General features: G+C 38.7%; 21 protein-coding genes. 8 read left to right on the forward strand and 13 right to left on the reverse strand.

What is annotated here, in order from left to right; translation table 11 throughout:
* Nucleotides 1–3: 3 nt before the first annotated feature.
* The 7 genes from E3D81_RS11665 to E3D81_RS11695 form a co-directional block, all read right to left on the reverse strand.
* Nucleotides 4–915, reverse strand: a complete 912-nt coding sequence (locus tag E3D81_RS11665; RefSeq protein ID WP_134777491.1) for a relaxase/mobilization nuclease domain-containing protein — start codon at nt 913–915, stop codon at nt 4–6.
* Nucleotides 896–1,354, reverse strand: a complete 459-nt coding sequence (locus E3D81_RS11670) for a plasmid mobilization protein (protein WP_245153208.1) — start codon at nt 1,352–1,354, stop codon at nt 896–898. Before E3D81_RS11670 ends, E3D81_RS11665 begins: the two co-directional genes overlap by 20 nt.
* The gene (locus tag E3D81_RS11675) at nt 1,329–2,282 is read right to left on the reverse strand and encodes a toprim domain-containing protein (RefSeq protein WP_134777492.1); all 954 of its coding nucleotides are present in this window, start codon (nt 2,280–2,282) and stop codon (nt 1,329–1,331) included. Before E3D81_RS11675 ends, E3D81_RS11670 begins: the two co-directional genes overlap by 26 nt.
* 69 nt (nt 2,283–2,351) lie before the next feature.
* Nucleotides 2,352–3,398 (reverse strand): AAA family ATPase, encoded by a 1,047-nt coding sequence (locus tag E3D81_RS11680; RefSeq protein WP_134777493.1) that lies wholly within the window; start codon nt 3,396–3,398, stop codon nt 2,352–2,354.
* Nucleotides 3,398–3,697 (reverse strand): helix-turn-helix domain-containing protein, encoded by a 300-nt coding sequence (locus E3D81_RS11685; protein ID WP_134777494.1) that lies wholly within the window; start codon nt 3,695–3,697, stop codon nt 3,398–3,400. The genes E3D81_RS11680 and E3D81_RS11685 overlap by 1 nt, the downstream gene beginning before the upstream one ends.
* Nucleotides 3,698–3,842: 145 nt before the next feature.
* Nucleotides 3,843–4,601 carry a hypothetical protein gene (locus E3D81_RS11690; protein ID WP_134777495.1) on the reverse strand — a complete coding sequence of 253 codons (759 nt, stop codon included), beginning with the start codon at nt 4,599–4,601 and terminating at the stop codon, nt 3,843–3,845.
* Nucleotides 4,602–4,605: 4 nt separating this feature from the next.
* Complete coding sequence (locus E3D81_RS11695) at nt 4,606–5,937, reverse strand: site-specific integrase (RefSeq protein WP_134777496.1); 1,332 nt, start codon at nt 5,935–5,937, stop codon at nt 4,606–4,608.
* 425 nt (nt 5,938–6,362) lie between these two features.
* Here E3D81_RS11695 and E3D81_RS17640 point away from each other — a divergent pair, with 425 nt between their 5' ends.
* The 5 genes from E3D81_RS17640 to E3D81_RS11720 all read left to right on the forward strand — a co-directional run bounded on the left by E3D81_RS17640 (nt 6,363) and on the right by E3D81_RS11720 (nt 12,074).
* Entirely contained in the window at nt 6,363–6,545 is a 183-nt protein-coding gene (locus tag E3D81_RS17640) for a PIN domain-containing protein (protein ID WP_134777497.1), read from the forward strand.
* A 112-nt stretch (nt 6,546–6,657) separates the two neighbouring features.
* Nucleotides 6,658–7,914, forward strand: coding sequence for a LamG-like jellyroll fold domain-containing protein (locus E3D81_RS11705; RefSeq protein ID WP_134777498.1), 1,257 nt, complete (start codon nt 6,658–6,660; stop codon nt 7,912–7,914).
* Between the two features lies 1 nt (nt 7,915).
* Nucleotides 7,916–9,151, forward strand: coding sequence for a hypothetical protein (locus tag E3D81_RS11710; protein WP_134777499.1), 1,236 nt, complete (start codon nt 7,916–7,918; stop codon nt 9,149–9,151).
* Between the two features lie 156 nt (nt 9,152–9,307).
* Entirely contained in the window at nt 9,308–10,936 is a 1,629-nt protein-coding gene (locus E3D81_RS11715) for an IS1182 family transposase (RefSeq protein WP_209023061.1), read from the forward strand.
* 298 nt (nt 10,937–11,234) lie between these two features.
* Entirely contained in the window at nt 11,235–12,074 is an 840-nt protein-coding gene (locus E3D81_RS11720) for an aminoglycoside 6-adenylyltransferase (protein WP_134777500.1), read from the forward strand.
* Here the strand turns inward: E3D81_RS11720 and E3D81_RS11725 are convergent.
* Nucleotides 12,052–12,546 carry a GNAT family N-acetyltransferase gene (locus E3D81_RS11725; protein WP_134777501.1) on the reverse strand — a complete coding sequence of 165 codons (495 nt, stop codon included), beginning with the start codon at nt 12,544–12,546 and terminating at the stop codon, nt 12,052–12,054. The two genes, E3D81_RS11720 and E3D81_RS11725, sit on opposite strands and share 23 nt — an antisense overlap.
* A gap of 340 nt (nt 12,547–12,886) precedes the next feature.
* On the opposite strand from E3D81_RS11725, the gene E3D81_RS11730 reads away from it, so the two are divergent.
* Together E3D81_RS11730 and E3D81_RS11735 are read left to right on the forward strand one after the other, a co-directional pair.
* Entirely contained in the window at nt 12,887–16,048 is a 3,162-nt protein-coding gene (locus tag E3D81_RS11730) for a SusC/RagA family TonB-linked outer membrane protein (protein WP_134777502.1), read from the forward strand.
* Nucleotides 16,049–16,057: 9 nt separating this feature from the next.
* On the forward strand, nt 16,058–17,896 hold the full coding sequence (locus E3D81_RS11735; RefSeq protein WP_134777503.1) for a RagB/SusD family nutrient uptake outer membrane protein: 1,839 nt from the start codon (nt 16,058–16,060) through the stop codon (nt 17,894–17,896).
* 50 nt (nt 17,897–17,946) lie between these two features.
* Here the strand turns inward: E3D81_RS11735 and E3D81_RS17230 are convergent, their stop codons facing one another.
* The 4 genes from E3D81_RS17230 to E3D81_RS17235 form a co-directional block, all read right to left on the reverse strand.
* Nucleotides 17,947–18,117, reverse strand: coding sequence for a hypothetical protein (locus E3D81_RS17230; RefSeq protein ID WP_167554278.1), 171 nt, complete (start codon nt 18,115–18,117; stop codon nt 17,947–17,949).
* 97 nt (nt 18,118–18,214) lie between these two features.
* Entirely contained in the window at nt 18,215–19,333 is a 1,119-nt protein-coding gene (locus E3D81_RS11740) for a clostripain-related cysteine peptidase (RefSeq protein WP_134777504.1), read from the reverse strand.
* A gap of 205 nt (nt 19,334–19,538) precedes the next feature.
* Complete coding sequence (locus E3D81_RS11745; RefSeq protein WP_134777505.1) at nt 19,539–22,352, reverse strand: hypothetical protein; 2,814 nt, start codon at nt 22,350–22,352, stop codon at nt 19,539–19,541.
* Between the two features lie 110 nt (nt 22,353–22,462).
* Complete coding sequence (locus E3D81_RS17235) at nt 22,463–22,702, reverse strand: hypothetical protein (protein WP_167554279.1); 240 nt, start codon at nt 22,700–22,702, stop codon at nt 22,463–22,465.
* Between the two features lie 228 nt (nt 22,703–22,930).
* On the opposite strand from E3D81_RS17235, the gene E3D81_RS11750 reads away from it, so the two are divergent.
* Nucleotides 22,931–23,551 carry a S24 family peptidase gene (locus E3D81_RS11750; protein ID WP_134777506.1) on the forward strand — a complete coding sequence of 207 codons (621 nt, stop codon included), beginning with the start codon at nt 22,931–22,933 and terminating at the stop codon, nt 23,549–23,551.
* 7 nt (nt 23,552–23,558) lie between these two features.
* On the opposite strand, the gene E3D81_RS11755 is transcribed toward E3D81_RS11750, so the two are convergent.
* On the reverse strand, nt 23,559–24,053 hold the full coding sequence (locus tag E3D81_RS11755) for an Lrp/AsnC family transcriptional regulator (protein ID WP_099365251.1): 495 nt from the start codon (nt 24,051–24,053) through the stop codon (nt 23,559–23,561).
* Between the last annotated feature and the right edge of the window lie 124 nt (nt 24,054–24,177).

Raw genomic sequence — 24,177 nt, forward strand, 5'->3', positions numbered from 1 at the left:
TTTCTAACGTTTTAAATTACTGTTCTTTTTCTTTTTTCGCTTTTTGATAAAGGGATCTTTCTGTTCTGGTGTAATTTCGGGGATCGAGAATAAAGCGGATGCTATATCACCGATAGTTTCGCCGATACTGGTATCTGTCAGGTGACCTGTCGAAACGTTGCTTTCCACCTTGTGGAATTGTTCCTGTACGTTATCGATCCCGTTCAATGCCTTGTCGATCTGTCCGAAGCTCAACGAACGGTCTACGGCAGAACCCTGAAATACCTGTCCGTTCTTGGAAAATGAAACGCCCTGTATTTCATCTGTTCCCGACCGGTACTTAAACTGGATTTCCACACCCCTGTACCGTATATAGTTTTCCAGTTCAGCCCAGTTTTTGCTGTGGCGTAGACCTGCCTTGACAGTATCGTAAATCTGGTATCTTGTCCTGTCGTTACCTTTGAGCCGTCCTCTGTTGACATTCTCTTTGCCCTCGGACTGCTTGAAGCCATACATGGCATTGAGTTCCTTACAGGCTTTAAAGCTCTTGTACCTCCCATTGCTGTTGGAGATAGTCTTGCCATAATCGTTCACACGGTTGTAAATGATGTGGATGTGATCGTGTTTGCGGTCATGATGTCTGACCATCAGACACTGTGTATCCTTGATCCCCATTTTGGAGAGATACCGCTTGGCGGATGACACCATGATGTCCTTGTTCAGCATGTTCTTGTCATCGGTATTCCATGAGAGAATAATATGCCCGACTGCCTTGCCCAATCTGGGGTTCAGCATCCGCTGAAAATTAAAATCCTGTGCAATGGTCTTAGCCGAATCCGTCCGCAGTCCGTTAGCGTGGATGATCTCACTGTCTTTTTTCAGCACATACCCCACACATCCGCCGAATGATTTCCCCTCAATTATCTTCGCTATCATGGCGCAGTAGTTTATCGATACAATGGTTGATGTGGCTGATCGTATTCCGGCACTCCGTTGCCACGTCAAGCAATCCTGTTTGGTGGGCTTTCTTTGTCAACTGGTTGAGGTTGTTCGAAGCTCCTGTGATTGCCCTGAACGCTTTCAACTGTTCTTGTGTAAACCTCGGCACGATCTTGCGAAGGATCGCACTTTTACGTACCCATTCTGATTTGCTCATGCCTGCGGTTTCTGCATTATGCAGAACCTTTTTATGTTCCGTTTCATCGAAACGGACATTGATCCTAAACCGCTTTTTATTTTCCAGTGCGGGTCTACCGCCTTTGTTCTTTGTGTCTGTCATGATGTTCTTTTTTCGCTGCGACCATCGGGAGCTTATCGGTTTTGGGGTCACCAAAACACAACCTTGCTTCTTACCTATTCGATAACTTTCTCCCATTTTGTGTTTTGTTGTTTTCATCTCTAATTAAGGTCTGGATGAGATAGTCATTGACATCTTTTATTTCACAATTCTTTATCTGCAATTTTTCCATTCCATTTTTTAAGACATGTGTGTTTTCAAAATGACTTCTTAAAAAATTATAAGCATTTAAACCGCTCATATCTGCGTCCATATAACTTGTTATGATATTATGTCGCTGGAGGAACGGGAATGATTTTTGGAGGTTCGCTGTCGTGTTTAGGATACAGTAATTGGCGTCTAAATACGGCTTACCAGCGTTCTTTTTTAAAGTCATATAGGAAAGCCAGTCGGTAAACCCTTCAAGCAATACAACGTCCTTATTGCTATTGTCAATTGTGGTAATATCCTTAGTTAGTAGCGAACGTTTGTCGTAGCTGTTGCGCAGTTCGAACCCACCTGAATCATTTTTGAAGCATACTGCAAAAAATATCTGTCCTTTTGCTGTACGATAATAGATTTCCTGACAATAGTTTGTGGCAATTTCTAAATCTATTTTACGAACATTAGTCAGGTAATCCGTTAGTGCTTTGTTTTTGAGAGGTTTTACAGCGAGTATGGTGTAACTCCGATCATTTTCATCTTGGATGATCGGAGTTTTGTCTAATACGGTTTGCTGGTGAAAAGAAAAGATATTTTTTCTTTCATCAGCCCAATCTAATATTGTTGATAGGTTATCTGTATTCAAAAATTTCATAAGAAAATCGATGTTGTTACCACCGTAACCTTCCGAATGAGAATACCAGATGTTTCTATGAATGTCAATTTTTGTTGAAGGTGTTTTTTCGTTACCTCCATTGAACGGGTTTTTGAGCCATGCTTCACGGCTGTTTAATTTGGTACATGGTATCTGTAGGTGTTGTAAAATAGATGTTAGCGGTATTCGTTTTAATTCATCACATGTCATAATCATAATTTTTATATAGGTTTAGTTTAGTCTATTACTATATAGGGGCAGACTAAACTAAACCTGTTTTTAATAGTAAAATTCAGGGTTGAATCTGTAGATCTTGTCATTCTTAATGATCATCCTTTTGTTTTCCAAAAAAGTCTTTAACTGTTTGGCTTTATTGATTCCGAAATTGAATCCTTTGGATAAATAAGCATCCCTTAATTTGGTTATATACTCTTCGTAGGTACAGTTGATCTCGCCATCCTTGAACATTTCCTGTAGTACTTCACGGTGATTTTCTTCGGAAAGCTCCTGATAGCTGAATCCTTTTCTAGATTTGAGATTTGTTGTGTCAAAGTTCTCGTCTAGTACGGGTATGCCATCATCGATAAAAAAGGTGAAAGGTTCAAACTCGATATCCCTGATGAATTTTGGTGCTACTGTACTATAATTTGCATCCAGATCACTTTTAGTTATCTGGAGAATTGATTCTGCTTTGTTATTGAGCTCAGTTCCTAGGTGCCCTCTAGTATTATCATCTCCCTTGTTTAGATGGAGTACCGTATGGATATGGATATTCAGTTCCTGTGACCATTTCATAAGCTTATTGGTGATTTCCGTGGCTTCGGTAGCGTTATTGATATCGTAAACCAAATCCCTGATCCCATCTATGATGACCAGTCCGATCCTGTCCGCATATTTGAAAAGCGCGTATTCGATAATATTGATACGTTCCTTCGTCGGGTATTCTCTTAAGGAGATGAACTTTAGATTCTCGTGGACTTCTGTCGTAGGGTAGTCGATGAGTTTGTAGATTCTTGAAAGTAGCCTGTGGCAATGGAATTTACTCTGCTCTGTATCACAATACAGTATAACTGGACGGGTTGGAGGAACTTTAACTTTATATTGTAGTATCTGCTTTCTACTCAATGCGGCTGCGACCAATGAAATTACATTGAATGTTTTTCTGCTCTTTGCCTTTCCCGTGGACGCACTGAAATTGCCCAGTGTACCAATGACAGAGTCGGAGTTACTGATGGTTATCATGATGGGTGGTTCTAAGAAATTATCTGTTATCTCTACTATGGCTCTGTCCAGTGCTCTGGCTGTTTCCTGGTTAAGTGGAATCATTATTTACCTCCTTTGTTTTGGTTGAATCCTGCCATCGAAGCCACTACTTCATGCTTTTTGAAATAGATACGCTTTCCCATACGCATGTAGGGAATACGTCCCTGTTTCATCCATTCAGTCAGACTGACCAGAGAAATGTCGAGTTCATCGGCCATTTCTCTTTTTGTCAAAAGCTTTTCGGTAGGTGTGTTGTTTGCGGTGTGCGATGTCTTTTGGACATCCGAGATAATAAGGTGGAGTTCTTCCCTTATTGCATCCTTGATACAATCTCTAAGGGCTTTTTGGTCAAATTGAATCATACTTTGCTCATGTTTACATATTTAATAATTCGAAGTCGTGGGATACGAATTCGAGTGAGTTAACATGAGCAAAGATGGCTTTATAGCCATTTTTGGATGCCTTTCGGAGGATGAAAGGCAAAAACAATTACTAAGCAGCTGATTTTCAGCTGATCTTGGTTTTTCGTTTGGAAACCTTTATTTCAAAAATTCTGTCTTTTTCTCTTACTGCGGTGGTGCTGTCAAAATAGTTCAGTGCTGTTCCTAGTGGAATTTCTTCATCATTGACCTTGAAATGGTTTGAAACTATCTTAGCCCATGTTTTGTGTGGAAACTCTGAAAACATGGTTTCTTGATCGGCATGTTCTATGGATGGGTTCGGGATTAATCCAATAGTGTCAAATAAGCTAAATAAGTGGTTTTTGTCTGCGCAGCTTACCTTAATCTTATGTTGTGGAGCTACTACAAAATCTTCGAGTTGTTTTTTTAGGGTTTTGATCTCTTGTATCAATCTTAGATTTCGTTCACTTTCGGTACCTATAACTCCCCAAATGTCGCGTGATTTCAGTCTGTCAATAAAGTTTTCAGTCTTTTCGATATATCCTTCGTATTTTTTCTTGTCGTCCCAGACGTAGGATCTATTTTTTGCCTTGGATTTGAAATGTTCTATTTCATCTTCGCAAACAGCGACTACTTTTTTGAAGAATTTTTCTTCGTTTTCACTGTCGCTCTGTTTGAAAAAATGGTCTAAATGGTATTCATAATACGATATGAACCTTTCAGGATGTAGCGTTAATACCTTATTTACAAAGTGTCTATCGGACATTGATCTGGGCTGGAAAAAGCGCAATAGTGGAAGTCCAATGTCGAAATGATGGTTTGAGGATTTGAAAGCTTGTTTGAATTTAAAATATCTGTCCGCCATAGTATTAAAATTTATTTAGTGCGTCAATTAACGAGTCTGTGCTTGCCGATTCATATTTCATTAAAGTCCGTATGTCGGAATGTGCCGTAAGTTTTTGCACAAGCGTAATTGGAACGTTTCTGCTCAATAGGTTCGTTACCATTGATCTCCTACCGACATGGCTGGACAAAAAATCATATTTATTTTTTTCTATCACCAGCTTTTGTTTTCCCGAATATCGGGTGATCTTAATGGTTTCGTTCATTCCTGCAAGTTTACCCACCGTTTTGATGTACTCGTTAAACTTCTGGTTTGATATTTTAGGTACATTGTAGTTGATGCGTTCCAGAATATCTTTTGCAGGGGCTATGTATCCCTCAAAAGGAACGATTACTCTTTTTTTTACCTTGATGGAAATAAAATCCCAAGCATTGTTTTTGATGTCATTTCTGTCAAAATTGATCAGATCCTCAAAACGCTGTCCTGTGTAGCACAACAAGCAAAATAAATCCCTGACCCTTTCCATGCTGGGTTTGTCCGAAAGGTCATGGTTCATCAGTTTTTCTATTTCCTTTTCGGACAGTGCTATGATCTCGTTATATGCTTTTTTCTTGAAATTAGTTTTTTGTGTCTTAAAGATGTCGGGATGTACCAGATAATCATTGTCGTTGCACCACTTTAGGAAAACCTTTAACGTTGATATGTATTTGTGGATGGTGTCATTCAGCAAGCCTACTTTTTCATCATTGTTTGTATTCTTTTTCTTGCTTAAAAACACCTCGAATTGGTCAAGAAATTTACTATCCAATTCCCTCAGGATAAGCTTTGTTCCATTCTGCTGTTCATAATCTTCCAAGCCTTTAAATACTGTTCTATATTCTTTTAAGGTACCCTCTTTAACAAAATTGGATTTGTAAGAAAGAAACTGTGTTTTTAATTGTGAAATGGAAATTTCGTTATTTACCGCATTATCTTTGTCGATACAAACCTTTATGATTTGCCGATAATCATCTTTTGATAAAAATTGGTTTTTGTCTTTTTTGCCCATCGCTTCACGAGTGCAAAGGTTGGCGATGTTGTTCAGTTCAATATTAAATTCCAATGCTCCGCTGATGCTTGGTCTAAGTCTTTCCTTTTCAAAATCCCAGTTCTTGGACAGTATCTTGTAGTTTGTTCTGTACTTTATTCTGCAGGACTTATCTGGTGAAAAGAAAAGATACAGTGCAGTAGGGGATGGGTTCCAGAACTTTGGAGCAAGATTCTTTTTTTTACCACCCACCTTAGCTAGTTCCTGTTTGATCTTTTCAGGCTTGAAGTCGGGATTGTAGGGCTTGTCTAAATAAAAATTAACTTTCATATTTCTCGGACATATTTCGGACAATAATGCTTAATGTTACCATATATTACCTTTGTAAGGTTAGGTAAAGTTAGTAAATATATTCTTTAAATTACTAATAATCAGATATAAATAAGATAAAGTAAATTAGGTTTTGATAGTGGTTCGAATCCTGCCACCCCGACAAAAATAAAGCTCTAACGAAAGTTAGGGCTTTTTTTTTGTCCGGGTGGCAGATTCGAACCGTGGTTCGATCCGTAGGAGCTTGAGGGATTGAGTTTGGGGCTGTGGGGCTGAAGCAATCCTGCCACCCCGACAAAATAAGAAGCTCGACTCTGTCGGGCTTTTTTTATTGTTTTAATGTAGATTTGCAGTGGAAGGATTAAGTATCTTAGAAAAGCTAATAGGAACATGACCAAGCGAATGTTTAAAGATTTGATTGATGCATGATTGTTATTACGGATAGTAATATCATTTTCAGTGCGTTGATAACTCCTAATGGCATAGTCTCACAAATCTTAAAATCAAAAAGCAAGTTACAGTTTTTTGCACCCAGTTATCTGTTTGAAGAAGTGAACAGACATTTGGCTAAAATAGAAGAATTTTCTCCATTTATAAAAGTCAGCTAAAGGCTGAAATAAAAGCTTTTAAGAAGCTATCACGATAATAGAAACCAAAGACATTCCCAAAAAATATTATCTCGAAGCCTATTAAGGTAATAAATGCGATAATGATGTTATTGTGAACCAATTTTCAGGTCTTAATGATGCTGGAGCTGGGACAGGATTTACGTTAGAAAATGCAAAGTTTAAAGCCGCCTTGGTGAAATTTGATGATGAGGTTGGAAAGATGTTGACTGCTATTAAAGGAAGAAGCAATTATGCAAATGAAGAATGGTTAATCATTCTATCATCCTCTTTTGGGGGGTCTAAAACCGGACAAATAGGATTGTTCGATAAAGATGCTGTGGAGACATTCAATGTATACTCCAATAGTAAATTCAAATCGAGCGAGTTTAAGGGGGGGTATTCCGCATATTTAAATGTTAATGGCTATTTTCCTGGAGTTTATACCTTCAATAATGTAGCGGATCAGAAGCCAAGAACCATAGAGAATTTAGGGGTGAATGCAACTACCAAAATGGGGCCAGAAAGTGAAGTGTTCAATGCTTCCAATTATGGTGGATTGACCGTGGATTTTAGGGTAAAGCTATATCCGGATAACTTCTGGGAAGAATATTCGCAATCTGGAGGAGATACACTTTTTTATAATAACATTGTTGGTAAAGATGAATCTTTTGCCTCCGCTACAAAAGGTTGGAGTATCTTGACAAGTAGAACCAATGTTTACCTCAAAATGGATTATGGTAATGCTTCTGCATCTTCACCATCTTATTTATTAGAAAGAGGTAAAATGGGAGAGTGGGCGCATTATACATTAAGTATCGAAAATGGATCCCAAAGGGGGACTATCACCTATAAATGGTATTTAAATGGGGTACAGTCAAATCCTTTAAACCAAACTTTATATGGTCCTACATTAGAGACTATTGCCTCGGATGCCTCTTTAAGAGTTGGATTTAACCAACAATCTACTTCGTATAGATCCTTTTTAAATGCAGACGTTAGTAATTTACGGATATGGAAAAAAGTATTAAGTGCTGATGAGATTAAGGCTATTTCCTGTTTAAAAGAAATCCCAGAAAGTTTTTCATCCTATGAAAGCTTATTGGCAGATTATAATCAGTTATTCGAAAAAGGTAGTAATGGCCCTGTTTGGAAAAGTTCAACCAAACAAGCTGTCGCTGATCTGAATATTAGTAGTAGAAATCCCTATTTTAACTTTTCAGGGATTTCAACAGTTTGTGATCCATTAGATTATTTGAGCACTTATGATGTGCTTCCGCAAGTTTTCTATTGGATGAACCTGAGCACTCAATTGGACTGGAATTTAAATGGTAGGCTGTTTTTGAACAAGTTTGAAAGCGAATTTTTGTAAGATGAAAAGATTTATATATGTATTATTAGGCATCAGTTTATTACAATTTTCTTGTAAACAAGATGAACTATTTATACCTGTGGATGAGAATGGTAATCCAGTAGAACAAATAGATATTGTTAAGAAGTTATCAGGATTGACTGTTAAAGGCGATTATGATCTTAAGATTAATGTAGCTTGGCCTACTGATTTAGACCCTCAAATAAAAGAAATTAAAATTTCTTTTATGGATGAAGGCGAGAAAAAGGAATTTACCGTGTCTGATTTTTCAAAACCTTATATTTTTGAAGTTTCCAAATTTCAAGAATATGCAATATCGTTTTTTGCGGTAAATGCTTCTGGCATCTCATCGAATGCTTTGGTAACACAGGTTACTCCCAAAAAATCTTATAATGAGGATTTATTGGATAATATAACAGCAAAAGTAGGTCCTAATATTGTTCAAATTACTATTCCAAATTTGCTGTCCAAAACTTTAGAATTAAATTATTCGTATCAGGATTTGGAAAACCAAACTGTAACAGGTAAACTGACAGTTGACGAAATGAATGAGAGATTACTGATCAAAGGACTAAATGGAGATGATCCAAAAGTAAAGTTCAGCATTGTTTCTGCTGATGGAACGGATGAAAGGACATTGACCATTAATACAAAGCCTATCTTATTTGAATCTGGTGAAAGCAAACAAGGATGGACAATTTACGCCAATGCTGCCAATACCTCTACCTCGGCTGGGAAATTGGATTTAGCATTTGATGGGAAAGTTTTCGAGAAAACATCGGCAAACTATGGTTTTATATCGCATAGTTACCCAAAATCCACTAGCACCAGGGAAATTTACATGACATTCACCAAAACACGAATGGAACCAACTGATTCGAGATACGTAAATGAGGAACTTAAATCTCCTGCAGGTCCATACGATAATATTATTCCTCTAAATCTTCACATCTATTTAATAGGTGGTAACAATGTGTCGGCATCCGAGGTCTTTCTTGATCCATTAAATACAGTTCAGGTTTTTGGTATTAAGAATAATGGGGAAATGGTAGAGCTTGCCCTTAAAGATATACCCAAAAATGAGATTTTGCCTTTGCTAAATTATAAAGTAAGCATTCCTCTTGAACAGCTTGGAGATTTACAGGTATATAAAGGCTTAAAAGTCCAGTTTAATAATAAGACCACTGCTCAAATGGGTGTTCATGAATTTGTATTGGAAGGTTATATCTATGAATAAGCCATAAAAAGATTCTGTTTAGTTTGTTATATTTATTTATTAAGGAGGCTGTCTAAAAAGGTCTCTTAAAAGAGAACCCCGTCATTAAAAAATGGCGGGGTTTTTCTGTTTTTTGTCCTCAAGATTTTGTATCTTAAGGTGCAACCAAAAAACAATATGGCAAACATACAATTCAAAGCGCTTCCATCCAATAGTCCTAGTCTTTTTCCTGAGAATATTTTAGACCGTATCCCCTTGCACCATCCTGTTCGGTTGGTGAGCCAGGTTGTTGACCAGTTGGATCTGGAACATATCATCCGTCAGTATAAAGGAGGGGGAACGACCAGTTTCCATCCCAGGATGCTCATTAAGGTACTGTTCTACGCGTATCTGAGCAATATCTATTCTTGCCGCAAGATCGAGCGCGCCCTGCACGAGAACATCCATTTCATGTGGCTTTCGGGCAACAGGACACCGGATTACCGTACGATCAATTATTTCAGGGGAAAGCGTCTTAAGGGACAGATACAGGAGCTGTTTGCCAGTATCGTTCGGATGCTGCATGATATGGAGTATGTCAGCCTGAAAGTCCAGTATGTAGATGGTACCAAGATCGAATCGGCCGCCGGTCGTTATACCTTCGTTTGGAAGAAATCGATCGAGAAGAACAAGATAAAGCTGGAGGCGAACATCGCTTCGGTCCTTTCGGATATCGATGCACAGATCAGCCGGGACCAATCTTCATTAGGGGATCAGCAGGTCGGCAGGGCCATCGATAGTGCCCAGCTGAGGGAAAAGATCAAATCGATCAATGCCAAGCTCAAAGGAGTGGATAGATCCACCGATAGGCAGCTGAGGAAGCTTGAAGACGACTATCTGCCCCGACTGGAGAAATATGAGGAGCAACTGGAAGTACTGGGAGATCGCAATAGTTATAGCAAGACCGATACCGATGCCGTGTTTATGCGGATGAAAGAGGACCACATGAAAAATGGCCAGCTTAAACCGGCCTACAATACCCAGATCAGCACCGAAGAGCAGTTCATCACCCATTATAGCATCCATCAAACGGCCGCAGATACCACAACCCTGCCCGAACACCTGGAAGGCTTTGAGTCCCATTACGGAAAACAGAGTGAATCCATCGTCGCAGATGCCGGATATGGTAGCGAGCAGAACTACGAGCTGATGGAAGGACAGGGTATAACCGCTTTTGTGAAGTACAATTACTTCCATATGGAACAGAAGCGCAAGGATAAACAGGATCCTTTTTCGGTACAGAACCTATATTACAACCAGCAGGAGGACTTTTATGTGTGTCCGGCAGGACAGAAGCTCAGCTTTATCGGTCATGCAACCAGAGTCAGTGCCAACGGATACACTGCCCAGGTCAGCTGTTACCAGGCTCGGCGATGTGAGGGCTGCCCGATGCGCAGTGGGTGCCATAAAGCTAAAGGCGATCGGCTCATTGAAGTGAACCACAGGCTCAATCAGCTCAAGGATAAAGCCCGGGAAAGACTGCTATCGGAAGAGGGAATGTACCATCGGAGCAAGCGACCCATAGAAGTGGAAGCTGTTTTCGGTCAGATGAAAAGCAACAACAGGTTTACCCGGTTCACAATGAAAGGACTGGATAAAGTCGCTGTGGAGTTCGGATTGATGGCCATTGCCCATAACCTCAGAAAATGGGCAAAAAAGTGGAAAGACAAAGCTTTTATCGGTAAACCAGGTGGCAAAAACTCCCTATTTGCGATAAATCAAGCCATCAACATGCTGAAAAGTACAAAACATCGACTTGCAGCCTAATATTGCTCATGAAATTATAATGGAGCTCCAGAAAGCTATAAAACAGAAGAAGGTGCCTTTTTAGACACCTTCATTTTTTATTTAAGAGGTATAGTTTGTATTCGATTTGCTCGATTTATGATCGATCTGTATTCGATTTTTTTTCGAAGTCTAAGTGTGATTTAAGTGAGGTGTAAGTGAGTTGTAAGTGACTTTACACACTTACAACCTGCTTACAACCTACTTGTTTAGAACTTACTTATAGAGTAGTAAATAAGAATAAAAAGGAAGCCGTTTTATTTTAATTGGATAATGAAATATGGTTGATAAACTGATTATGGATTTTGCATTGGCTGATGAGCGAATTAGAGCAGTTCATTTAAATGGCTCGAGAGCTAATCCACTGGTTAATTCTGATGACCTCCAGGATTATGATGTTTTATTATTAGTGGAGGATTTGGAAAGCTTTTTAATCGATAGAAGCTGGATAAATAAGCTAGGTAGCCTCAGTTTATTTCAATTGCCAGATGATATGGAACTAGGAAAAGATCCCTTAAGTAGTAAGCCTTCATTTACCTTCTTGATGATGTTTAAGGAAGAATATCGAATAGATCTTACTTTATTTCCTTTGGATAGATTTAACAAGGAGGAACCTTTGGATAGTTTAACGGAAGTATGGTTAGATAAGGATGGGATTTTTCAGGATGTTCCAGCAGCTTCTGATGTGGATTATCATATTAAAAAACCAACATCCAGGGAATTCCAGGAAGTGGCAAATGAATTCTATTGGTGTAGCACCAATGTGGTAAAGGGATTAAGAAGAGGAGAGATATTATATGCTAAAGATATGTTGGAAACAGTTGTGCGGCCCATGTTTTGGCGAATGATTGAATGGCAAACAGCTTGTGCTTATGATTTCAACATCGATCTGGGAAAATCAGGAAAATTTGCCAAGCGATTTCTTTCTGATGACGAATATAAAAGGATTTTGGAAACCTATGCTGATGCGGATATCAAACGCAATTGGGAATCCTTGAAATTGATGATGGAATTGTTTAGGAAATACCAGGAAGAAGTTGCACAGCAACTTGGTTTTGAATTCAATAAGCTAGAAGCAGTATGTGCTATGGAATATTTTAATACACATAATCATAAATGACCTCATCCTCTTCTAAATCTGCTGTTTTCTTAAAACCTAATCGATTAAGAAGATTGATGGCAGCCTGATTGGAATTAGAAGTCTCTGCCCAGATCCTTTTTAATCTAAGCGTATTTTTACCATATTCGATTGCCAGATTCATTGCCTCCGTCATGAAACCTTTCCCATAAAATTGAGGCAATAGTATACAGCCTAATTCTCCTGCTTCTTTTTCGAATCCTCTATAATATCCACAAGTACCAGCAAGAATATTTGAATCATTCAATGCTATTCCCCAATGAACCGATGAGCCTTCGTGGTAATTCTGTTGGATAAGGTTTTGCATTGCTGCAGCTTGTTCAACGGTTGAAGCTTTTTGGCCATCGTAATAAGAGATATCTAGAATATCCAATAAATCGGTGGGCTGAATTTCCCGAAGGGTTATTCTTTTTCCTGGAATAATCGGGAACTCCCTTAATGGTAATTTGAGCATATTTTTAGAGATTGATGGTAAAATCCTTTACTATTTTGATAATTCTCTTTATAAATATATGATATTCTAATCAATATATTTGTTTTTATAATGTATGACATATTAGTTTAAATCACACCATTTACTAATATTCAACAAGAATAACCATTTATATTTTTAATACAGTCAGATATTTATTAATACAAACAGATTACGGTATATAAAACAATCACCTAAAAAAGAAAGGAGGGATAAACTAAACAGATGTACTAAAAAAATAACGAGGAACCGCCATTCCCCGTTATGGAATAATTCGAATTAGCACAATTACACTAAATCGCAAATAAACTAACCAAAAGTAATGAAAATAACCAAATTATGTGTTGCAACATTTGTAATACTATGTGGGAATATTGCCCATGCAACTAATGAAAAAATTAACCTAAATAATCATTCAAGCCATACAACTTTTGAATTCGGGCCAAATATCCAATCAACCATTAAGGGAAAGGTGCTTGATAAGGATGGAAAGGGATTCCCAGGAGTTACCATTACTTCCCTACAATCCAATGAAAGTGTCACCACCAAAGAAGATGGTTCTTTTGAGATTAAGGGTAAGTTGGGTGATGAACTCCTATTTACCTATGTGGGTTACAAGAGATTACAGGTAAAGGTAGAAGACCCCGATAACATGGAGGTCAAAATGAGCGACGATGTGATGAGCATCGAGGAAACGGTGATCGTCGGTTTCGGAACGCAAAAGAAATCAAGTTTAGTGAGTTCTGTAGCCACGGTTAAAGGATCTGACCTAGCCTTTCCAACCCGTAACCTGACCAATAACCTGGCCGGTCAATTACCAGGTTTGATCGCTATCCAACGTACCGGTGAACCAGGCTATGATAACTCTGAGTTTTGGATCCGAGGTATCAGTTCCTTCTCAGGAGGTACTTCACCTTTGGTATTGGTGGATGGTGTTCCTAGGGCCATGCAGGATATCGAACCGGATGAGATAGAAACCTTCACATTACTAAAAGATGCTGCTGCTACAGCAGTATATGGCGCCGAAGGAGCTAATGGCGTTATTATTATCACTTCAAAACGCGGTCGTCAGCAAAAAACGCAGATTAATTACCGTGGAGAATATAGTGTACTACAGCCTACTAGGCTACCTAAATTCTTAGGTTCTGCTGATTTCATGACGCTCTATAATGAAGCCTTGCGAAATGAAGGCTCTGCAATTATGTTCTCTGATGAATTAATTGAAAATTACCGTCGCGGAGAGGATCGAGATCTATATCCTAATACCGATTGGTTGGATCTGATGCTCGACAAAACCACGAACAACATGCGACATACCTTGAATTTCAGAGGAGGGGGTGATATTGCTAGATTCTTTGTTTCTGGTGCTTACTTTTCAGAAAGTGGGATATTTAAAGAGAACAATCTGGCAGAATATAACAATAATATTGGTTTGAAGAGATTCAATCTACGTTCCAATGTGGATCTGAGTGTGACCAAGACCACGACTATTGGTGTTGATCTAAGTGGACAATATCTGATGACCAACTATCCAGGAGTCGGTACAGGACTTATTTTTCAACGAATGACCACTATTCCTTCTTACTTATTCCCGGCTGTCTATTCCGATGGAACCATTGCTGGGCACCCAAGGCCTAGTAATAACCGGATAAACCCATACAATTTATTAATGGAATCGGGTTATGCCAAAGAATGGCGTTCCAGCATACAATCTAATGTTTCCTTAAAACAAGAATTGGATTTTCTGACCAAAGGATTGGTCTTTCAAGGAAACGTAAGCTATGATGCGGTCATGAACTACTATATGAACAGAACCAAAACGCCTAAACAATTCTATGCTACCGGAAGAAATCCGGATGGTTCTTTGATTTACAAGGAAGTAGTAGCAGGGAATCCAGATTTTGGTGAACCGGCAGAAAGCAATACGGGGAGTAAGAATGTTTACCTGGAAATGTCGCTCAGATATAACCGTAATTTCTTGAATCTTCATGATGTTGGTGCCATGCTCTTGACCTATCAGAAAGAATCGCAATTGCATAACGAAGCATTGGCTTTCAGAAAACAAGGCTATGTTGGTCGTTTGACCTATTCTTATGATAACAGGTATGCTATTGAAGGTAATTTTGGTTTTACAGGTAGTGAAACCTTCGCCAAGGATTACCGTTTTGGATTTTTTCCAGCCGTTGGAGTTTCCTGGACTGTGAGCAATGAAAAGTTCATGACCGAAGAGATGAAGACGGTGGTCAATAACCTAAAATTCAGGGCATCGTATGGACGTACAGGAAATGATAACACTGGTGGTGCAAGATTTCTTTACCGAGGAACCTTTTCAACTGGTGCAGCGGGATATCCATTTGGTATTGGAGGATCTGGTTCTTTGAATGGCTTGCCAGGATTGATCGAAGGGAGATTCGAGGCACCATACCTTTCTTGGGAAATCGAAGATAAAAAGAACTTTGGTATGGAACTCGGGATGTTCAATAACAAATTAACGATGCAGGTGGATTATTTTGATAATATCCGTTCCAATATTTTGCTTCAACGTCGAACCGTTTCCGCAGTGGCAGGATTTCGTCAAAACCCATGGCAGAACTTCGGAAAAGTAGCCAACCATGGTATTGATGGTAGCTTGAACATCAGACAGCCAATTGGAAATGAATTTGTATTGAGTCTACGTGGAAATGTCACCTTCGCAAGAAATAAAATCCTGGAATACGATGAGGTACCTCAATTATACCCTTGGATGAACGAAACAGGGAAAAGCTTAAGGTCATGGAACCTATACGTCGCTGATGGACTGTATAAGCATGAAGATTTCCATATTTCAGAGGTGAATGGTGTAAAAACTTATGAACTGAAAGATGGAATAGTGGAGTCGACCTTAAGTTCTAACATCCGTCCTGGAGATATAAAATATAAGGATTTGAATGGAGATGGCATCATCAATCAATACGATCAAACGCGAGATATTGCTAAACCAGGGGTGCCAGAATTAATTTATGGCTTTGGGATTTCAGGAGAATATAAAGGCATGTATGCCAATGTATTCTTTCAAGGGGCTGGAAATACTTCTACGGTTTTCGGGGCAAATATGGCATCAGGATTCTTCCCTTTTCAATGGGGAGTGGATGAGTCCAACCTCCGTGTAGAGGCTTTGGATAGATGGACAGAAGAAAACCCTTCGGATAACGTGTTTTATCCACGTCTACATTCTGCGACCTTTGCCAACAATTCTGTACCAAGTACTTGGTGGCTAAGGGATGCTTCCTTTGTCCGGTTGAAAAATGTAGAACTGGGATATAGATTTAATGAATCCTTCCTAAGTAAATACGGCATCAAGGCAGGTAGACTTTATCTGAACGGGAATAATATTTATGTATGGGACAATATTAAAATGTGGGACCCAGAATTGGGCAACGCTAATGAAGGTCTGAATTATCCTATACCTTCTGCCTATACTTTCGGTCTAGAATTTACCTTTTAACTGACTATCATGAAAAATTTCAAAAAAATATACAGCATACTTTTAGTGACAGCCTCCTTAAGCCTAACCCAATGCAGCACCAGTTTTTTGGATGTTTCCGACGAACTTGCAGGTCAATTGACCATGAAGGAAGTTTTTGACAATACAGCATATACCCGGAATTGGCATAGAAATGTATTCACAGGAATACCAAATAGTTCTGGGATGATTTTGGATGCAGCTGCGCTGACCAATCCCTGGGCAGGGGCTTCGGATGAACTCAAAATGGCCCAAGGGACGTTAAGAACGCTTAATTCAAGTGGCTTTAATTCGGGGAATGCACCTTTCCATCGATGGGGATCTTTGTATACCCTCATCCGTCAGGCAAATCTGTTCTTAGAAAATGCCCATGAAATTCCCCGTAGTGGTGATACGGATTATATAGATGCTACAGAATTGGCAAAAATGAAAGCTCAAGTTCGTTTTTTAAGGGCATATTATCATTATTTGTTGTTCGAACAATATGGTCCGATTCCAGTGATCGATAAATCTATAGATCCATCTGGAAGTGATATCGATTTTGAACGAAATTCCATCGATGAAGTGGTGGATTTTATTTCCAATGAACTGACTGCTGTAGCCAATGAGTTAGATGAATTTATTACGGATCAAAATTACCTGGCTTTACCTACCAAAGGGGTTGCCTTGGCTGTAAAAGCTAAACTTCATCTATATGCGGCAAGCCCATTGTTCAACGGGGGCTACCAAGAAGCTTTGACTTTGACCAATCCTAGTGGGAAAAAGTTGTTTTCAGCGGCTGATCCTTCCAAATGGAATAAAGCTGAGACAGCGTTAAAGGAGTTTATTGATTTTGCCAATTCTGGTAAATATCAATTGTATAAAGTGAATACGAACGGTGTTTATGATCCAGATAAATCGCTATATGAGTTGTTTATGTCGTATAACGCAGAGATTATTTGGGCCAATCCAAACCAGTCATGGGGTGCCATTAACGGAGAAGGTGTTGATCGACGATCTACGCCAAGATCGGAGAATGCTGGATTCGCCTGTATTGCGGTTACCCAAGAATTAGTGGACGACTTTTTTATGAACGATGGATTGTCGATTGAAGAATCTCCTAAATATTCAGAACAAGGGTTCTCTACCGCTGGCGATGACATTACGGGTAGAACCGAGGTTGGGACCTATAATATGTGGGTAAACCGAGAACCTCGTTTTTATCAAACGGTATTTTATCATGGTAGAAAATGGCACTTAACCAATAGGGTCGTTAAATTCAATAGAGGAAATGGAAATGATAATACTGCAGCAGATCATCCTTGGTCAGGATACTTGCTTTATAAACGTATTTCAAGAAATGTGCATAATCAGGGATCTTTTCCAAAAAGTCATTATAGACCATCTATTATCTTCCGCTTGGCAGAATTCTATCTTTTGTACGCAGAAGCAATGAACGAAGTAAATCCGGGAAATCCTTTAATTTTAGAATATGTAGATAAGATCCGTGAGCGAGCAGGTATTCCAAAATTGAAGGATATCAAACCTGAGATCATTGGTAATAAAGATTTACAACGGGAGGCGATCCGGGCAGAAATGCGCGTGGAATTAGCCACTGAGGGGCAACGTTATTTTGATGTTCGCCGTTGGATGATCGCAGAAAATGATGCTGGAGAAGGAGGTCAGGGCGGCCTGTTCTACGGAATGAATATGGGGGCAACTACAGAGAGTGAGTTCTTTAAGCGGACATCGTATGAAAACAGGGCGTTTACTCGTGAAATGTACTTGTATCCAATCCCTCTAAATGAAATACAGAAAAGTAAAAAATTAGTGCAGAACCCAGGTTGGTAATTAGTAAATAATAAAATAACGGCAATTCGAGAGAATTGCCGTTCATCATTTTAACTATACAACTTTAATATTACCTTAATGTTCTCTTTGGTTGTAAAGGACAGGGTATCTCCTTCTTCCTTCGTCCTTTTTCCGGAAGTATTCTCTTTAATGGCATCCTTGATTCGGATGATTTGCATGATCAACTTACGATTTGCCGTACCTCTTTTTAACCCTTTCATAAGAAATCAAATTAATTGGTCAGTTTGTACAACAAATATAATTTCAATAGGGCAGTTAAAAAATACTCCATTTAGGGTATTTTTTAAATTTTTATGGTTAAAAAAGGCGGTTAAAACCCGAATCTTGATACCATTTTAACGTTCGGTAGTAATTATGCACTAATTCTTCATTGTCTGAGATGGGTATATAGCAGGTCAATCCAGAATTAGTAACAATTGGAAATCCATTGAATTTCGGGGTGTTTGCTTTAAAGATTACTGCCCGCTCAATGCTGGATTGAAGGGTTGTAATATCACTGTAATTTTGATTTATAAAGTCTAGGAAATCAAAGGCAACCAAGGGGTTGCTGGTTCGATCAAAATCCATCCGTTGGATCTTTGACCGATTGAAGTCGCTAAAGGTTGGATTCTGGTTTATTAGAATAGATTTGGTCTCCTGGGCTATGGTTGATAGGAGAGAGGCATCAATAACAGAAATGGTAGCTGATTGGTAATTGCCCGTCATGCTGTTATAATGCTCATAATATTTTTGAGCTAAAGTAGCATAGCCACTTTTGTCTTTAGTGAAAAAGTGATTGATGGTTTTATCATAGGGCATGCCATTGGCAATTACTTCGCCTGGAGAGGCGATGAAATACTTTGCTTTGTTTTTGATTTCATACAATACTTCTAAGCTTGCCATGGAACAGGCATCAAAGCAGATGAAATCCAGATCATTTGGTAAAGCATAATCCAGATCTTTGATATCCATTTGGGAACCATTATCCTCTCCAAAGGATTTTAGTTTGATATTTCCGGTTCCAGGTGGAATCCATCCAGTAGCATGTGACCAAAGAATCAATCCATAGGTCTTTGCCGGAAATTTTTCCTTTACATCGGCCATAACTGTTTTCAACGTGTTAGGATCCGAGGAATTGTGGTTGGGATATTCCTTAATTTTTATCCTTCCATTTTTTGATTCCTTTATGCTCGGGATTCTATACAATGCAGGAGCTGTATTCGGAAGTTTGGTATAAATGATCAGATTGCTGTTCTCTACCTCAAAAGCTTTTTCCATCTGTGCAATGTTTTTATAAGCCTCTTGGTTGAGATTGTTGTCTGCAGCAATATAGATCACTACAGTCCTGAATTTCTCTTCTTCGATTAATGGTTTTTTCTCGGTACAACCTAGAAAAATAAAAAAGAGCAGGAATAGATAATTGGATAGGAACTTCATAGCTAATGGTTTTAATTGGATTGGACTAGTTCATAATCTTTTCTTGGCTAGGATAAAGATACAAGAAGTAATGGCAAATAATACCAAACAAACATTTAAACAGATTATCGTGTTAAAGACATCATTTTCCATATGTAGAGGGTTTAAAAAAGGGCGGCATAACCTGCCGCCCTTCGAGTTTTAAACTATTTATTCAACCTAATTACTATAAGTTCGGATTAACTTTAATTTTCACTCTAGTGATTACTTCACCTTTTGTAGGTGCTACATCACCGATGTTGAATTTGTTAGTTACTTTCACTTCGTAAACCAAGTAGATTGGTTGTTGTAAGTTAGCACCTAAGTTTTCCCAAACTAGGTCGTTTCCATTTACAACTGCTCTAGCACCTGATTGAAGTGGAACAACAGTACCTGATGCATTTTCTGCTTGGATGAATGTAATGTTAGATACATCGAACGCAGCATTTACACCTGATAGACCATAATATCCAGCTAATTGAGCGTTGAATACGTTGGTTGCAGGGTTGTTGTTGAAATCAAACAAAGTAACGTTGTTGAAGTCTGTTAACTTGATCAATCTTCTAGCATCAACTGTTGAAGTGTTGGTTCCAGAAACCTCTTTGTCCTTGAACTCTTTGTAAGGAGTTTTCGTAGCAATTGGTTTCACAGGATTAATGAATCTTACTGGGAACGTTGGTTGAGAAACTTCGTATACCACGCCGTTTACTCTTCTAGTTACACGTAAGGTTACATTGCCATTGTTCACTTTGTTACGAGCGGCTAATAGAGCTTCGTTAAGTACTACTTCGCTGCCAGATGCGATAGTGAATCCTGTTAATGGATCGATGATGGTGAAATCGTAGGTAGTTGCTGGTTTATCTGCTGCGGTTACAGTAGATTCGATCCAGTAATCCCAAAGATCTGCTTGTAATTTCCAAGTTCCTCCAACTAATTTACCATTGATGATACCGTAATTCAATCCTGAATCCCAGAATGGAGCACGTTTGCTGATGTTCGTGATTTTAGTACCTGTAACTGTAACAGTAACTGTAACCTGTACCACTGGATCGCTAGAGATCGATGAGTTGTAAGTACCTTTCATGGTGTAAGTACCTGGCATTACGGTGTTCGCAATGTTCAAGTTACGAGGAGAACCTTGTACTGGGTTGTTCATGCTTGCTGCATCGAATGTAATTCCAGCTGGGTTACCTGCGCTAGGTGTGAAGGTATATACTTGGTGGAAGTCTGAAGCAGTTTTTTGCGTTTTGTTGTATGCTGCATCTAATGTCAATGGTGTACTCCAAGAAATTGCTTTAACAACTCCTGTAGCAATAACATCATGAGAAACTACTCCATTAACCGCTACTGGAACCGCTGCATCCTGAACAAAATTAACTTTGATGAAACGTTCAGCAATTGCATTCGTTGTGCTTTGTGCAGGGAACATTCTTACGCGGATAACCACAAAATTGTTCACAGCTGCAGAGTTGTACACATTTCCATTGTTAGTAGAAATTTTAACCGAGATCTTACCTGTAACTGGGTCTAATGTAATCCAATCTCTTTCTTGTGCAGTTGGAGCATAATGATCTAGATCATAACGTAAGTTGTAATCATCCAAACCATGATCGTCCATGGATACTACTTTGTTGCCTATTTGCGTACGAGCATAGAAACCATTCAATTTCTCGTCCAAAATCATTCCACCAACATAGGCCGTATTGTTGTCTAGGTTAGTAGTTGCATCGTTTTTGAAGTGTAGACTGAAGTTAGATGTTGATCTAGCGTCTGCCAAAGCTTTTGTGAATGCCAATGATTGACTTCCTGCACCAGCGTCTGTGAATGAGCTACCATTAAATGAAGGGTTAACACCATTTAATAAGGTAACCTTATCGCCAGTTGCAGAAGTGTTTCTGTTGGATTTCTCGATGGTTGTCTCGTCTCTTTCAACGATTTCTTCTTTCGCTAATTCGTACTCAGAAGCAACATATTGCTGATTTGATGCCGCTTTATTGTTTTTGATCTGTAAAGCGATCATCAAATCTTCATTATCACCAGCATGTGGGAATACCGAGTTCGCATTTGTTGGTTTGTATTTAACTACGATATCACCAAATGATTTTACGGAAGCTCCACCAGATACGAAATTTGAACTTGGTGTTTCACCAGAAGAACGGAATTGAACCTTATCTGCAGTAGAAACCAATAGACCATTTGCGTCGTAGTTTGCAACAGCAACACCAAATGGGTTCAAATTGTATTTGATTTTTGCATAACCTTGTAATACTGTATTTCTCAACCCGTTGTTATCTACGATACGTGGGAAGAAAACTACTGCTGAATTACTGTTCGTAAATTCTGGAACCAGGCTCATAGATGAAACAGCGATCGCTTCGGTTGCCAAGAACACATTGTCAACTACAGCACCCGTTGAATCGGTAATCGCTACATTATAACCACCAGCAGTTTTAACGAAAGTAACATCACCTGTAGAAGCTGCCACATTGGTGTTCACATCATTGATGAACCAGAAATATTTGCCACCAACTGATTTGATCTCCAATTTGGCATCTTTACCATCTGTACCATTAGTTCCGTTAGTACCGTTCGTACCTTGGGCTTTAATGGTTGTGTTGGTCCAAGTTTTACCGCCATCATTAGATGATTGCCACATAAATGTGGTTGGGTCAATCTTCCACATGGTACCTGGAGCACCGTCTTTTCCTGCTGCACCATCCGCACCTTTAGCACCATTGACGATGTCGTAGGTAAAGGTTGTTCCGTCTGCTTTCTTGAAGGTGATTTTGAAACCACCTGCAATGGAAGTTACAGATTCAACAACGTTGGTTGAGCCTAATGAAGTTAATTGAGATTTTAAAGAGGCAATGTCAGATTTGTTCTGATCAATCCCCTGTTGAAGTCGTGTGATGTCGTCATCATACTTCTTACAGCCTTCTAGCATCACTGAGCTACTGATCGCAATGACTAGGGCTAATTTGGATAGAGTTGTAATTTTCATATTTACTTATTGAAATTGATACGATGAATTTAAATATTGCAATACTTAATTAATTGTTCAGTAAAATTACAATATAATATTGTATTCGCAAATTTTTTTTAATTTTTTTATTACGTGTAAGTTTTTAGCTCCAAAGTGAGGGAGTAGGTCTTGTTGTCAACGTCCTGGACGCTGATTTCATAGGTGGTCGTCGTTTTTGATTTTTGAATAGTAATATGGTCTTTAACAAAGTTTAAATCTTTTATTTTAATATTTTTAAGGGATATAAGATGAATTATATCCAGTGTTGTAATCTCACTGACTTTCTCATTGTTCGCTTGCTCCAGTACTTTGTTGTTACTATTGCTCATGTGGCTGGATAATAATAATGGTCTGTAATTTATATACAATAGCTAAAGCTGTTGGTTAATAACATTGCAAACGTACAATAAAAAATTGTATTAACCAATAAAATATTGTGTAGGAAAATAAAAATTTCTTTTTTTACGGTTTTGGTCTTACTTTTGTATATAATGTTGGGCTGTTAGAGAATCTATCCAGTGAAAACATTGTATAAAAAATTGAAATAAAACCACAACATGAATAATTGGGATCGCCTGGAACAGGTAATACAATATTTGGGTTTAAATGTGAATTCTTTTGCTAAGGAAATAGGGCTTAGTAGGGCTGAACGTTTATATCAGATAAAAAAAGGTAATTATGCCATTAGTAAAAACCTGGCAGGAATCATTACAGAAAGGTTTCCCGATATCAACGAGGCGTGGTTACTCACCGGAGAAGGTACTATGGGTAAGGAAGTGGAACCTATAACCAACACCAAGATACCTTTGTTTAATATTAGTTTGGATGCATTTGATACGGATCTATCCAATATGCCGGTGGCCTATGAGCTTGAAATCCCTTTGTTGTCCGGAAGTGATTTTGCCTTTGTAAACCAAGGAGAGGCGATGCAACCGGAGATTGAGCATGGCAGTGTGGTTTTTGTCAAGGAAGTGGATAAGGATGCGGTTGTATTTGGTGATATTTATCTGATCATCTCCGAAAAGATGAATGTTGTCCGGTTCGTGCGGGGAGGAAATGATAAACAGTGGCGCTTATTGGCCAAGAATGTGGAAGGATACGATGAATTGTTCTTGGATCCTGACCATGTAAAAGCGATATATAAAGTTAAAGGTGTCCTATCGATGGTTTCTTTATAGGACAGTTTTAAAAAGAATAAGCCGTCTCACTCTTAGTTTCTGAAAGTACAAAATAAGTCTGTACCGTATTTACCTGCGGTAGAACCGCTAGTTTATTCCTAAGGAATTGGTGGTAGGCATCCATATCTTTCGTTGCAATACGCAGCATAAAATCGTAAGATCCCGCCATCTGATAACACTCCATTACCTCTGGGAATTTAGAAACCTCTTTTTCGAATTCATTTAGCACCTCAAAAGTATGCGCCTTTAGGAAAACCTGTGAAAAGGAAATCAAACCGATGCCTATCTTTTGCCGATCTAATATGGCAACCGTTCGTTTGATATAACCCGCATTTTTGAGTTTTTTTATCCGCTCATGAACGGCTGCAATAGATTTGTGCAGTTTTAGGGAAATTTCTTTGTTGCTCAAGGTGGCATCCTCCTGAAGGATCTTTAATAATTTGATGTCTGTAGGGTCAAGCTCCATAACGTTGATTTTCTCGTTGTTGCCAAATTTAAACATTAAATTCTGAAAAATATATGGAAAATGGTGTGTCTTTCGATAAAATTTATTGAAATGATGTAATCCTATTGAATATATTTTGGTTAATTAGCAATTTTGCAGAGTAAAATATTTATAACCTATT

It is taken from the genome of Sphingobacterium sp. CZ-2 (genome assembly GCF_004526235.1).
Taxonomy (GTDB): Bacteria; Bacteroidota; Bacteroidia; order Sphingobacteriales; family Sphingobacteriaceae; genus Sphingobacterium; species Sphingobacterium tenebrionis.